We start from the raw sequence: 14,050 nt of genomic DNA on the forward strand, positions 1-14,050 counted from the left end.
GGGAGGCAGAATGAATATATTCACGAAAGTCATGATCGTGATCGTTCTTATGCTCATCCCTGTCGTTATGATGTATAATTCGTCGAATAAGATTAGTACCGGCGTTGTTGAGCAGGAGCTGCTTCAAGTCAACATGAATCGAATCCGTTTTTTTGTGGAGCAGATGGACGTCGAAGCAGATCGTTTATGGCGAGCTGCCTTCGTCGTTGCATCCGATCCGGATGCGCTGCAGCTGCAGCTCCGTTCTTCTTCCGAACCCTCCTATTCCATGCTGCAATCGAAGACGCTTCTGCTGCAGAAGCTGGATATGCAGTCTACCACCTTCCAATGGGTAAACGATTTCACCGTGTATTCCCCGGTTTCGGACGTAATGGTTTCTACGAATTATTTGCAGCAGCACGATGCGGATTATTTCAGGAATTCGAGCCAGCAGCGTTGGGATTATCGCATGATTGTTACGGAGCGGGGACCGGAGAACGCATTTGTGCGGGATTTAATAACGCCTTTCGAATCGAACGCCAAACCAGAAAATCCAAATTTGTACGTCGAAGTTTCGTTCTCGTCGGAAAATCTAGTGAAAATGCTAGATCGTTTTAAGCAGGGCAGCGTTGGAGAGCCATTTCTCTATAGTCCAGGCTTCGAACCCATTATGCCAGGGGAGTCTGAGCCCGAACTGATCCATGCCATGGCCCAGCAATTCGATAAAATCAAAGCACAAAACCCGAGTGAAGGGTCAGTCAAATTAACTTTTCACAACGAGCCTTACCTTGTAAATTATGTGGCATCAGCCTCGCTCGGATGGTATTTGATCGATTTCCAGCCCATGCAAAAAGTGCTGGAGCCCATCGATCATAGTAAAAAAATGTTTTATGCCGCAGGCTTGCTATTGCTGGTTCTGGGTGTCGCCTCCGCGGCGCTTTTGTACCGCAACGTGCAGAAGCCGATCTACGATTTAATCCGGGCGGTGAAATTGCTCCGGCGGGGCGAGTATGGTCATCGGGTCAAGCATGTATCGAGCAATGAGTTTTATTTTTTGATCGAGCAGTTTAACCTGATGTCCCATGATATTCAAACGCTAATCGACAAAGTATACACGGAGCAGCTTCAGGCGAAAGAGTCATCCCTCAAGCATTTGCAGGCACAAATCAATCCACACTTTCTGTATAATAACTTCGCATATATTCAAAGCATGGCGCAGCTTGAACGGACGAAAGCGATTGTCGCCTTCACCCAACACTTGAGCCAGTATTACCGTTATACGACAAGGACAGAGCAGCAATTGACTTCTTTGAACGAAGAGATGGAATTGATTCGCAATTATTTGGAAATTCATCGAATGCAGTCCGAGCGTCTGCAATTCCATGAACATATTGAAGCAGGCATGTTTTCTTTGCTGATGCCCCGATTGCTGTTCCAGCCGCTTGTCGAGAATGCGATTGTGCATGGAATGGAAGGCAAGAAGGGGAAATTCGAAATCGTCATAACCGGCAAACAGACCGAGGAAGGCTGGGAGCTCATCGTAGAAGACAACGGAGTAGGAATGCAGCAAGCTGAATTGGATGCTTTAAGGCATTCCCTGCAATTGAAATCGAGCGCGGATCACAGCCTTGGGCTAAGGAACGTTCATCAACGTCTAAGGCATTACTTCGGACAATCCTCAGGGCTTCTGATCAATCATTCATCTTTAGGCGGGCTTCGCGTGGGCTTGATGATTAAGAACGGAGGCGATTCCGATATTTGAAGTTCTGATCGTAGATGATATTCCCTCTCAGGTTGACAGTATAGCTGCTACCATTCCGAAGGACGAACTTAGAATTGGGCATATTCATAAAGCTTTTACAGGTGAGGAGGCTTTAAAGCTTTATCGGGAACAAAACATTCATATCGTCATTACGGATATACGGATGCCGGAGATGAACGGAATTGAGCTCATTCGGGAGATCCGCGAAATGGGCCGCAAAGTCAAAATCATCGTGATTTCGGGGTATGCTGATTTCGAGTATGCCCAAGGCGTTGTGCCATATAACACGTCCGGCTACTTAATGAAGCCGGTAAACCCTGAACAGCTTCGGGAAATGCTAGGCAGATTATCCGAAGAAATCACCTGCGAGACGAAGCAGCAACAGCAGCAGCAGCGCGACGTATACGCTTTCCGGGAGAATTTGCCTAGGTTGAAGAGCGAGCTGCTGAATCGTCTGCTGCATGATAACGGCATCCCGTACACGGAACTGGAACGGAAGCTTTTCCTGCTCGACTTGCCTTTCTCCCTGAATCAGGAAGTAGGCTTGTTTATTGTGCGGCTGGAGGGCAGGCTGCAAGCCTATGAGAGCATGGATAGAGAGCTTATTGAATATGCGGTCACCAATATGGCGGAGGAATTGTTTAGGGATGTCTTTCACTTGTGGTTCTGTCGCGATCATAATGAGTATCTCGTCTTTGTCGTATCAGCCAAAGGGAAAGCCGAAACGAACGGACAGACCCAAGAAACGACGACAATCGATCGAATTACGATGGACGTCCGGGTGGCTATGCTGAAGAAAAAGGCGGAAGCCCTCTTAAATGGCAGCGTTTCTATCGCGCTTGCCGTTAACGGGATGTCTTTTCCCGAAGGCGTTCCTGGACTATATCGATCAGTAATTGATGGCATGAGGCGGGTAGAAGAGGGGCGGCAAGGCCTATTTCTGCGAATCACGGGCACATTCGATCAGGTTCGGATCGGAACGCTGACGTCGCTCTATCGACCTCCTCTCCTCATTCATTTGCTCGATACGGGGAACTGGCTGCATGCGGAGGAAAAGTTAATCGAGATATTCGATGAACTGAAAAGCGTCGACTATCCTCCCGAGCATGCCAATGAAGCGTATTTCGCCATTGCTAACGCCTATCAGTATATGGCGCACAAAAAAGGAAAGCTGCTAAGCGAGTTCGGATCGTCCTCCTTCGGTCTCATGCCAGCCGCTCCTTCTCTTAAGCAGTTGGAGAAGTGGGCATTTTTCATATTCCGCTGCTTGAGAGAGCAATTGGAAAATTTATCTGTGAAGCAGGCAGGGTTAGTTGACAAAGTCCATAAATTCGTCGAGCAAAACATGAACGATAATTTATCGCTGCAGACGCTTGCGGCGCAAATCGGTCTGCATCCCGCCTACTTGTCGAGAGCATACCGGGCAGAGACGGGAAACAATTTGAGTGAATATATTTTACGATACCGGATGGAATTGGCGGCGTATTTGCTGCGCAGCAGCGACAAGAAAATTTATGAAATCGCTCGAATCATTGGTTATCAGGCAGTGCCGCATTTCATTAAGCTGTTTAGAGCATTTTCGAATATGACCCCTCAGGAATATCGCGATCGAACGGGGCTGTCCTGACTTTTTGGAAGCGTATAGAGATTGAAATCAAAGCCCCATTCTATCAAACCCTTGATTGGATGGGGCTTTTTTTATAAAGTCGATTTTTAATAACACATTTATCCGCATCGCCTCTGTTTTGGGTAAAAATTCCTCGGTTTGGACAATCTGAATCTGTCGTTCTATCATGTATACTAAAAGGTAGAATGAAAGCGGTAACATTGATTGGGGAATCAGGACGGGCGAAATGAAAGGGAGGAGTATAACAATGGAAAGAAAAATAAGATGGGGCTTATTAGGGTCAGGAAGTATTGTAGACAGATGGATTTGTGGTACCAAACAGCTGAATGATGTGGAAATTGTCGCCGTCTCCTCTAGAACAATAGAAAGCGCGCAGAAGATGGCTCAAAAGCACGATATTCCCTTAGCGCTAGAGTATGAAGCTTTGTTAGAAAGAACAGATATTGATGTTGTCTATATTCCCATACCACATCCCGCACATAAAAAAATGGCGATCATGGCGATGGAGCATGGAAAATCAGTATTGGTAGAAAAACCGGCATGTGTCAATGAAGGCGAATTAATTGAAGTATTAGAATGTGCCAAGAAAAATAATGTATTTTTCATGGAGGGCATGTGGACTAGATTTTTTCCGATGATGAACAAGATAAGGTCATTATTAAATGACGAGGGCATCGGTGAAATTAGAGCGATGAATATCGCATTTTCTTTTAGAATGCCGGGCGAATTCCGCGATAAACGATGGATGAATCCAGAGCTTGCTGGTGGCGGCCTGCTGGATACAGGGATTTACAATCTTCATTTTGCCGAAGCTGTATTAGGGAAAAATCCTGTTGCACTTACAGGGTTCGCTACTATTAATTCTGATGAATACCATATTCAGGTTGACGAGCAAGCAAGCTATATTGCCAAGTATGATAAAGGCGAGCTTGTCGTTATGAGCAGTGGCGTGAGAACAAATATGGTCGATACCGCCATGATCTATGGTACCCAGGGCTATATTGAAGTGCCGTCCTTTTGGAAGCCTACCTTAATCCATGTGATGAAGGATGGCAAGATGACAACCTATGAAGAGAAAGCGCCTCAAAAGGTTGAAGGCATTCAAGATGATGGCTTTCAATATGAGATTGCCCATGTGAATGAATGCATAAGGGGAAATTTAAAGCAATCGCCAATGATGACATGGGAGCAAAGCCTATCGATTATGAAGCAGTGTGATGAATTGCGACGTCAATGGGGACTTAAATATCCTTTTGAAGATTAATGAGCGAGACGGGTTTGAAATAAAGGGATGGAGGAATGAATGATGAATCATGAGATGATTGCCGAACAAGAAATGTTATTTCAATTTGATACATTTAGTCATGACTTGGGGATAGAAATTGGTTTATGGCTGTTAAACAAAGCCAGAAGTGATGGAAAGTCTATCGCAGTGGATATATCTAAATGCGGTCAGCAAATTTTTCACGCTGCCTTAGAGGGGACGACTGTCGATAACGATGAATGGCTTAGGAAGAAGAAAAATACGGTGTACAGGCTCAATCAAAGTACATTAGGTGTTCAATTGAAGCTGAAGGAGCAAGGCGTAACGCTGGAGCAAGCACTCCATTTAAGCCCTGTTGACTATGTAGCGGCAGGAGGGGGCTTCCCGATTGTAGTTAAGGGAGTTGGCTTTATTGGAGCCATTGCAGTTACGGGTACCTCGGACGTCGATGAACATGAGCGTATAATAAGCTGTTTAAGTGCTCTACTAGGTGTAAGCGATTATCCGAAATGAATGGTCTGACAGGCAGGAAATGCTGCTGCTTTACCAAACACCAACCGGTCATCCATGATGATCGGTTGGTGTTTTTCGTCTACTCTTTCTTGCGAAAGTGGAGTGGAGTCATTCCAACGCTGCGCTTGAAGCAGGTGGAGAAGTAAGGTGCATATCGAAACCCAACCTCCTCAGCTATGCGATCGATGGACCATTCCGTCGAGATGAGAAGCTGCTTCGCCCGCTCCATCCGGAATTGCAGCAAGTAATGAATGGGCGTGACACCGTATTTCATTTTCATGCAACGAACGATGTAGTTAGGGTGAAAATGCAGCTCCAATGCCAGCGTTTCATTGGTGATTTCCTCTTGGTAGTTGCGCTGCAGGTAAGCAGCAGCCTTCTCAGCCAGACGTGTTGCCGGTGTGCTAGCTATACCCGAGCTTCCGTTTTCCAGCAAAGCGAGCAGTTGGAACAGCAAGTGCTGCTTCTCCCAGAAGGCTTCGCCGACCCGCAGTTCTAGAAGCTGTCTCATCAGATCAAACGCGATTTGGGGATTAGGCAGCGCTGTTTGCTTAGGGATACGTATTAATTTTGGATTATCGAATGGTGAAGACGGGGCTGTTGCTTCTGGCTGGGCAATCAGGGGATCTTGACGCCAGAGCTCATGCTCGAAATGAACCCAGTAAAAAGACGTTTCCTGCGTGCAAGGCTTGACCGAATAATGCTCCCCTTCTGGCAGCAGCAATAACGCATCTCCTGCTCCAAGCGACCATTCGATCCCATTTTCACCAATGTGCAGTACTCCATTAACCACGATCAGCAGATCGAAAAGCCTAAAATGCTTTCGATTCGGATGGCGATCCCCTGTGCGGAAGTCCGAGCGGCCAGCTTCCCAATAATAAGGAAGGGGTGGGGTTTGCAGCGAAACCATGAACTCGTCATTCAAATGCTTATCCTCATAATTCTGTGTTATTTTTTATAGAAAAAAGGTCAATCCGTTTCTATTATGACAGTTATAAAAAGCATATACTCGATGCTATAGAGAGTCAAATTTTATAATTTCGAGGTGGATATCTATGCAAAAAAAACAGATTCATATCCAAGACGATTTTTGGAACCCATATTCCGAGCTTGTTCGCCAAACGGTTATACCCTATCAGTGGGAAGCACTGAACGATAGGATAGAGGGTGCTGAGCCGAGCCACGCCATACGAAATTTCCAGATTGCTGCTGGATTGGCGAAAGGCGAATTTGGCGGCTGGGTATTTCAAGATAGCGATCTTTACAAATGGCTGGAGGCTGTTGCCTATTCGCTTCGCCGCCACCCCGATCCTGAGCTGGAGAGAATTGCCGATGAAGCGATTGACCTGATCGGCCAAGCCCAGCAAAGCGACGGTTATTTGAATACCTACTTTACGATTAAAGAGCCTGGAAAACAATGGACGAATCTTTACGAGGCCCATGAGCTTTATTGTGCAGGCCATTTAATTGAAGCGGCAGTTGCTTATTACGAAGCGACAGGCAAGCGCAAATTGCTCGAAATCTCTTGTCGCTTCGTTGATCTGATTGCAAGCCTGTTCGGAACCGAACCGGGCCAGATCAGGGCCTATTGCGGCCATCAGGAAATTGAATTGGCCTTGGTGAAGCTGTACGGAGTGACGGGAGAAGAGCGTTATTTGAACCTGAGCCGCTACTTCATTAATGAACGTGGAAGCGAGCCAAACTATTTTATAGAGGAATGGGAACGCGGCGGCAGGACAAATATTTGGTCGCAAGGAATGCCTAATCTGGAAGTATACCAATGCCATCTTCCCGTACGTGAGCAAACGGTTGCGGTTGGTCACTCCGTTCGAGCCGTCTATATGTACACGGCGATGGCTGACCTCGCCCGCTTGACTGAAGATGAGGGGCTGCGCGAAGCTTGCGAGCGCCTATGGTCGAATACGACAAGCAAGCAAATGTACATTACAGGAGGAATTGGTTCAACGCATCACGGAGAAGCTTTCACGTTCGACTACGATCTTCCAAACGATACGGTTTATGCGGAAACCTGTGCCTCTATCGGTTTGATTTTCTGGGCACGCCGGATGCTGCAGCTTGAAGCCAAAAGCGAGTATGCGGATGTGATGGAGAGAGCGCTGTACAACAATGTGCTTGGCAGCATGTCAAAGGATGGAAAACATTTCTTTTATGTTAACCCGCTAGAGGTGTGGCCAGAAGCAAGCGGCAAAAATCCAGACAGACATCACGTCAAGCCGGTTCGGCAAAAATGGTTCGGATGCTCCTGCTGTCCCCCTAACGTCGCCCGGCTGCTATGCTCGCTAAATGATTATATTTACGACGTGTCTAATGATGGCAGGACGGTATATACCCATTTGTTTATCGGAAGCAACGCCTCTTTCGAACTTGGCGGTGTCAACGTAAACTTGCATCAACGCTCCGCGCTTCCTTGGAACGGCCATGTAGAATTGTCGGTTTCGCTCCCAGAGGGCGAAGTAAGTGCTGCGTTTGAAATCGCATTACGCATACCGGATTGGTTCCAAAGCGAGCAGCCGACGTTGAAAGTGAATGGCGAAACGCAGCCCTATCGTATTGAAAATGGCTATGCGAAGGTAGAGCGAAATTGGTCAGATGGCGATACATTGCAGTGGCTGCTTCCGATGGAGGCAAAGCTAATTGCTGCCCACCCGTTCATTCGGGCAGATGCTGGAAAAGTGGCCATTCAGCGTGGGCCGCTCGTCTATTGCCTAGAGGAAGCCGACAATGGAGCTCCGATTACCTCGCTTGCATTAGCCGAGGAGCCGAATTTGACGGAGTATGCCGTTCAAAATCTTCTTGGAGGCTGCGTTATTGTAGAAGGTGATGGAGTAGTGACAGACCCTGCTTCATGGTCCGATGGTAAGCCCTACCGCTCTTATACGAAGCAGAGGAACGCGGTTCGATTCAAGTCCATTCCTTATTATTTATGGGGCAATCGCCAGCCTGGCGAAATGAGCGTCTGGCTGCAGAGCTGAAATAGGTGAATGTATAGGCTGCAGGACCGATACAGCTTGCGACAAGGATACAAGGTAACGAGGAGGAAAAGGGCAGGAGAGCGTATCCTGTCCTTTTTTCGTATTCGGGTCGGATAAAGTGGGAATTGAAAATTTAAACATTGACTTTCAGTAAAATGGTAGCTAATATAGCTATTGTACCTAATCATGATAATCATTATCAACATAGTGATAAACATTATCGTAGTAGAATAGCTTTGATTTTTGGAATAACAGGGGGATAAACAAAATGAACAAAAGGCTAATGGGTTTAATTATGATTATCGTTGTTATGCTGGTCGCAGCGGGCTGTGGATCTAACACTACGAATAATTCGGCAGCAGAAGGAACCGCAACTGACCATGCAGCTGCTGCAAATTCGAATGGGGAGTCCGCTGCGGCTGGACCTATTGTATTAAAGGATGCTAAAGGCGAGGTTAAGCTGGATAAGCCTGCGCAAAAGGTTGTCGTACTAGAGTGGACATTTACGGAGGACGTGATTGCGCTTGGAGTGCAGCCAGTTGGTAATGCCGATAACGCACAATATAAGCTGTATGTGACATCAGAAGCGCCACTGGATGAAAACGTGACGGATGTTGGTATGCGTGACGCTCCGAATCTGGAGACAATTGCGGCTTTGAAGCCCGATTTGATTATAGCGAATACGGATAGCCACGAAGCGATTTATGATCAATTGAAAGGCATTGCGCCAACGTTGATTTTTAGTCTATACCCGCTTGAAGGGGACACCAATCAATATGACCAGATGGAAGAAGTGTTCAAAACGATTGCAGCTGCTGTTGGCAAAACAGAGGAAGGTACTAAAGTTCTAGCTGACCTGGATGCGCATTATGCGGATGCAAAGGCTGCGCTTGCTGCGGCGGGAAAGGGTGGCTTCAACTACGTGCTGACACAAGCGTACAGCTACCAAAATGCAGCAACGCTGCGTCTTTTTACTGACAACTCGCTTGCCGTACAAACGCTGGATCGAATTGGCCTGAAAAACGATTGGAAATCGGAAAACTTTGAGGTTTACGGATTTAGCACTTCGACGGTTGAAGCGCTACCGGCGGTTCAAGACACCAATCTGATCTACATTGTTCAAAAGGATGATAATATTTTTTCGAAAGAACTAAAGGATAACTCGGTTTGGAACGGTCTTACCTTCGTTAAGGAGAAACGCATCTACGGATTAGATAGCGCAACCTGGGTGTTCGGCGGTCCAATCTCCTCGAAAGTGATCGTTGATGAAGTTGTGAATACATTAACGAAATGAGTGCCAAGATGAACGATAATCATAACAATGAAGCCACTATCGGAATGACCTGGCGGGTAATTGGAATATTTGGGGGCGGCCTTGCCGCCCTTTTCGTATTATCCCTTCTTAGTCTTTGCTTCGGGGAAGCTAAAATCCCGGCAGCCACCGTGTTAGAAGGGTTGCTTGGCCGTCAAGATATAATGGAGCATAATCTGCTCTGGGATATCCGCATGCCGCGCACGGTTATTGGTATTTTGGCCGGGGCTGCGCTCGCTGCGGCTGGCGCCTTACTGCAAACGATAACGAAAAACCCGCTCGCTGCCTCAGATACACTAGGTATCAATGCTGGGGCTTACTTTATGGTTGTCCTTGGCGTGGTAGCCTTTCCTGCTCTGCAGCAGCAGTTCCCATTTTTAATGGCGGCGGCGGGGGGATTGCTGGCGGCGTTAATTGCCTATTTCCTGAGCGGCGGCCGGAAGGCCACACCTATCAGGCTTGCCTTATCAGGCATGATCGTATCCATGGTGCTTGGGGCGTTTACAACGGCCATTCATATTTTTAAGCAAACGGAAACGCAAAATTTATTTTTATGGGGTTCAGGTTCCTTAATTCAGCTGAACTGGAGCGGAGTCGAGTATGCATGGCCTTTCGTCATTGCCTTGCTTGGAATTGCAATGCTCGCAGGAAGGCAATTTGATGCCTTGGAGCTCGATGAGTCTACCGCTCGTTCGCTTGGGCAGCGTGTAGGCTTAATTCGGGCAATGGGGCTTGGCCTCTCGGTACTGCTGGCTGCGATTGTAGTCAGTGTAGTTGGCCCGATTGGCTTCGTTGGTCTGGTCGCCCCCCATCTTGTCCGGCTTAGCGGTATTCGCAAGCATCGCCTGCTTATTCCCGCCAGCGCATTGTGGGGAGCGCTGCTTATTACGGCGGCGGATTTGCTTGCTCGTATGGTGCGGAGCAATTTAGGGGAAATGCCGGTTGGCGCGGTCATGGCGATTATTGGAGCGCCTTGGCTCATCTGGCTCGTACTGACCAAGATGAAAAATATATCCGGTTCAGGCTCTGGGCAGTCATCTATGAACATCGGCGGGGTAGCGCTGCGTATGCGCTTCGCTCCGACTGCAATATCCATGACCGTGCTGCTCATCGTTATCATCCTCGTAAGCTTGTCGCTTGGGGGAACGAGAATACCGATTGCCGATTTGCTAGGCAGCCTCGTCGGTGGAGGAGACTCATCCTATTCGGTGCTGCTGAAATTAAGGCTCCCGCGTACACTCGTTGCGGCTGGGGGTGGAATTGCGCTTGCTATTAGCGGCGTTTTAATTCAAAGCGCAGTTCGAAATCCGTTGGCTGATGCCTCGATTATTGGCGTGACGTCGGGGGCAGGGTTTGGCGCGTTAATCGTATTGGTTGCGCTGCCGAATTTAACAATCTTCGCTCTCCCGTTTGCGGCAATTGCAGGTGGGATTCTTGCCGCAGCCTTTGTCTTTTTCTTAGCTTGGCGCAAATCTTTAAATCCGTCTGTTCTTATTTTGCTTGGCATCGCAGTATCGGCAATCGGCTCTGCGGGCATACAGGCGATGATCGTGAAGGCGAGCCTTTGGAATAGTACAGCCCTGATTTGGTTAACGGGCACAACCTATGGGAGAGGCTGGAATCAATTTTATAGCATTATGCTGTTTCTGCTTATCCTTTTACCGATTGCCTACTATTTGGGCCGAAAATTCGATTTACTGGCGTTTGGCGACGAAAGCTCGATAGGCCTTGGCCTGCCGGTTCGAGGAACGCGACTCTGGGCGATGATTATCGGCGTTTTGCTAGCAGCGGGAGCTGTTGCGAGCGTAGGTACGATAGGTTTTCTCGGGCTTATGGCACCGCATGTCGTGCGCATGATGATTGGGCATCACACGAGACGCTCCATTATTTTGTCAGGTCTGCTCGGCGGCTTGCTGCTCGTCATTGCCGATACGCTCGGTAGAACGATCATGGCACCGAAAGAAATTCCATCAGGTCTAATTATTATGCTGATCGGCAGTCCGTATTTCCTGTTCCTCATGTACCGCTCGGTGGTTAGGAAGTTTTAGCAGCGTTTGTGAGGCTGCTTGAAGCCTGCTGCTTTCCAATGCAGGTGGGAACGGAACGGTAAACACCCTGCACAAAGACAGGTTTGGCGGCGGACACAGCAGCCGCTATTTCAGCAGAATCACGGATATGACGTAGGCTGCAGACTCAGGTGACGCTAAGGCGCTGCCATAAGCCATTTTGACGGGATATTGAGGGCAATAACGGATTTCCTGTCCGCTTATGTCCTGAAATGGGATTAAAATCCAAAATAGCGGAGCCTCAGTCCGCCATAAAAAGCATGAGAGGGTCCGAGGTAAGCGATCGGAGTAACAATCTAATGCTGTCGTTCTCAGGCTGCCGTTCCCAGGCTGCCGTTTCCAGTTTTGAATTGTCAGAGGAGATTGCCTCGAATATTTGCTATGCAAGAGCAGTTGCATCAAACAGTTCGATTATGGTTAGATATTACCATGATTGGCCTGTTTTTTGCTTTTTTTATTCATTTTTTAAAATTAAGACGAGTGCAGCGTAAGAGCAAGGAGTGAAGAAAAATTGGAAGTCACGAACGACAAGATAAATATGGAGGAGCAGCTGTTTTGGTTCACGCATAGTGCTATTAAAGTGATGGACGTTCGGCATATTAAAATGAAGCTAGGGGAAGCGCTTAGCGCCTATCGGCTGCCGGCCAATGCGTTTTTGTTTGCGCTAAGAGGCAGTGCGGCGGTTGCTTTGGACAATCGGGAATATGCATTCAAAAAATTTCAAATATTGCATGGCGGGAAAGGCTTTTATTTGGATATTCGCCCCACAGATGAGCTTTTTGAATATTATCTCATTCTCTACAAAACGGTTCAGCCGCTTCTGAATATGCCAGAAAAACAGCGGCTGCTGGAGAAAAATCCTTTTCGCATGCAATACGGTGTTACGCCCGTTTTTCCAATATCCCTTTATGAGAAGCTGAAGCAGCTGAACGAAGAATTTCATAAGGACGGCAAGCTTGCCGAGCTGCATGTGAAAACGTTGTTCTACGACTTCATCTATGAATTGCTGCGGCAGCTTGAGGAGCAGGAGGTTCCCGTTATAAAAGCGGATCTGGTCGCCCAAGCGGTCAGGTTTATCCATGAGCATTATGCGGAATCGATTACACTGGAGCGGCTGGCGAATGTGCTGGATTGTACGCCAAGGCATTTAACGCGCCTATTCAAAAATCAAATCCACCATAGTCCGATTGATTATCTCATCCAGCTTCGCATCCAGAAGGCGAAAGATCTGCTGACGAGCACGGAGGGGACTTTACAGGAAATAGCCACTGGTGTCGGCTATCCGGACGTTTATTTTTTTAGCCGTATTTTTAAAAAGCATACGGGCATTTCGCCGATCCATTATAAAACGGAAGCGAGCCCCCCGAGAAAACGCCCTTATAATCCATTATTGATGTCCCGATACCCCATTGTATCCAGGAGGCGCAGCGGGCATACTGTTATTGGTGATAATCATTATCAAAACAGAGGCGAAGGGGTATTAAGAATGAACAAAGTTTCCAAACAATCAATTGCCATTATGATGCTGCTAGCGGTTACTCTATTGGTCAGTGCATGCGGAAGTTCGGCAAATTCTCCAGCGACAAATGGGGCTGCGCCAGCCGCAAGCAGCAATTCAGCGGAACAGACAGCGGGTGAGCGGGTACTGAAGGATGGTTTGGGGAATGAGGTTAAGGTTCCAGCTAATCCTCAACGCGTTATAGCCTCTTATTTGGAAGATCATTTGGTGGCGCTAGGCGTCATTCCGGTTGCTCAGTGGTCGGTAAGTGATGGGAAGGTGCAAAATTATTTGCAGAAGGAGCTGGCGAATATCCCTGCTATTCCATCCGAGCTTCCCTATGAAGTCGTGCTGAGCTACCAGCCTGATCTTATTATTATCGACAATGCGGAAATGGTAATGGGGGACAAGTATGCACAATATGCTAAAATTGCCCCAACCTATACAGTAGGCAGCGATGTCAACAATGATTGGCGGCAGGAGCTGCTGACGGTAGGAGAAGTGCTGAATAAGAGTGAGGAAGCGAAGCAGGTGCTGGCTGATTATGAAGCGAAAGCTACAGATGCCAAGGATAAGCTGCACCAAGCAATCGGTGACAAGTCGGCTGCGGTTCTCTGGATAACGGCTAAAAATGTCTACGTCGTCAACCAAAACTTATCCAGCGGCGATTTGCTTTATCGGGATCTGGGTTTGGCCGTTCCGAACGTGGTTGCGGAAATATCCTCTACGGCGAAGGCGAATTGGAGTGCGATTTCCAAGGAGAAGCTCGCCGAGCTGGACGCCGATTACCTGTTCATTGTGAACAGCAGGGAGGCGACTAAAGAGGAAATTTTGAGCGATCCGATCTGGCAGGGCATTCCTGCAGTGAAAAATAACAACGTCTACGCGTATGACAACAATGCCAGCTGGCTGTACACAGGAACGATTGCCAACTCGCAAATGATTGATGATGTGCTGGAGAGTATTGTGAAATAAATAAATAAATAAACAAATAAATCTAACCCGTAAAATGGACTCTCTAAGAGTTTCCACTTTA

The 14,050-nt window shown here is 47.6% G+C and carries 9 protein-coding genes; 8 read left to right on the plus strand and 1 reads right to left on the minus strand.

From position 1 onward, the window contains the following. The first annotated feature begins 10 nt into the window (after positions 1-10). The 4 genes from ACSR9A_RS15870 to ACSR9A_RS15885 all read left to right on the plus strand — a co-directional run bounded on the left by ACSR9A_RS15870 (position 11) and on the right by ACSR9A_RS15885 (position 5,145). Positions 11-1,741 (plus strand): sensor histidine kinase, encoded by a 1,731-nt coding sequence (locus ACSR9A_RS15870; protein WP_473758204.1) that lies wholly within the window; start codon positions 11-13, stop codon positions 1,739-1,741. A gap of 7 nt (positions 1,742-1,748) precedes the next feature. Then, positions 1,749-3,368, plus strand: coding sequence for a response regulator transcription factor (locus ACSR9A_RS15875; protein ID WP_473758425.1), 1,620 nt, complete (start codon positions 1,749-1,751; stop codon positions 3,366-3,368). 247 nt (positions 3,369-3,615) lie between these two features. Further along, positions 3,616-4,632 carry a Gfo/Idh/MocA family protein gene (locus ACSR9A_RS15880; protein ID WP_473758205.1) on the plus strand — a complete coding sequence of 339 codons (1,017 nt, stop codon included), beginning with the start codon at positions 3,616-3,618 and terminating at the stop codon, positions 4,630-4,632. Positions 4,633-4,671: 39 nt separating this feature from the next. Continuing rightward, a complete protein-coding gene (locus ACSR9A_RS15885) occupies positions 4,672-5,145 on the plus strand; it encodes a heme-degrading domain-containing protein (protein WP_473758206.1) in 474 nt (157 codons plus the stop codon). A 79-nt stretch (positions 5,146-5,224) separates the two neighbouring features. On the opposite strand, the gene ACSR9A_RS15890 is transcribed toward ACSR9A_RS15885, so the two are convergent. Continuing rightward, entirely contained in the window at positions 5,225-6,070 is an 846-nt protein-coding gene (locus tag ACSR9A_RS15890) for an AraC family transcriptional regulator (RefSeq protein WP_473758208.1), read from the minus strand. A 130-nt stretch (positions 6,071-6,200) separates the two neighbouring features. Between ACSR9A_RS15890 and ACSR9A_RS15895 the strand changes: the two genes are divergently transcribed. The 4 genes from ACSR9A_RS15895 (at position 6,201) to ACSR9A_RS15910 (ending at position 13,989) form a co-directional block, all read left to right on the plus strand. Continuing rightward, complete coding sequence (locus ACSR9A_RS15895) at positions 6,201-8,138, plus strand: glycoside hydrolase family 127 protein (RefSeq protein ID WP_473758209.1); 1,938 nt, start codon at positions 6,201-6,203, stop codon at positions 8,136-8,138. 268 nt (positions 8,139-8,406) lie between these two features. Beyond that, entirely contained in the window at positions 8,407-9,432 is a 1,026-nt protein-coding gene (locus ACSR9A_RS15900) for an ABC transporter substrate-binding protein (RefSeq protein ID WP_473758210.1), read from the plus strand. A gap of 8 nt (positions 9,433-9,440) precedes the next feature. Beyond that, positions 9,441-11,498 (plus strand): iron ABC transporter permease, encoded by a 2,058-nt coding sequence (locus ACSR9A_RS15905; protein ID WP_473758212.1) that lies wholly within the window; start codon positions 9,441-9,443, stop codon positions 11,496-11,498. A 529-nt stretch (positions 11,499-12,027) separates the two neighbouring features. Further along, positions 12,028-13,989 carry an AraC family transcriptional regulator gene (locus ACSR9A_RS15910; RefSeq protein ID WP_473758213.1) on the plus strand — a complete coding sequence of 654 codons (1,962 nt, stop codon included), beginning with the start codon at positions 12,028-12,030 and terminating at the stop codon, positions 13,987-13,989. Positions 13,990-14,050 lie beyond the last annotated feature (61 nt).

This window comes from Paenibacillus sp. R-74696 (genome assembly GCF_055814915.1).

Excerpts from the sequence above, each read along its gene's own strand:
- ACSR9A_RS15905 (WP_473758212.1), top strand. The coding sequence starts at position 9,441 with ATGAACGATAATCATAACAATGAAGCCACTATCGGAATGACCTGGCGG.
- ACSR9A_RS15870 (WP_473758204.1), top strand. The coding sequence starts at position 11 with ATGAATATATTCACGAAAGTCATGATCGTGATCGTTCTTATGCTCATC.
- ACSR9A_RS15900 (WP_473758210.1), top strand. The coding sequence starts at position 8,407 with ATGAACAAAAGGCTAATGGGTTTAATTATGATTATCGTTGTTATGCTG.
- ACSR9A_RS15885 (WP_473758206.1), top strand. The coding sequence starts at position 4,672 with ATGATGAATCATGAGATGATTGCCGAACAAGAAATGTTATTTCAATTT.
- ACSR9A_RS15880 (WP_473758205.1), top strand. The coding sequence starts at position 3,616 with ATGGAAAGAAAAATAAGATGGGGCTTATTAGGGTCAGGAAGTATTGTA.
- ACSR9A_RS15895 (WP_473758209.1), top strand. The coding sequence starts at position 6,201 with ATGCAAAAAAAACAGATTCATATCCAAGACGATTTTTGGAACCCATAT.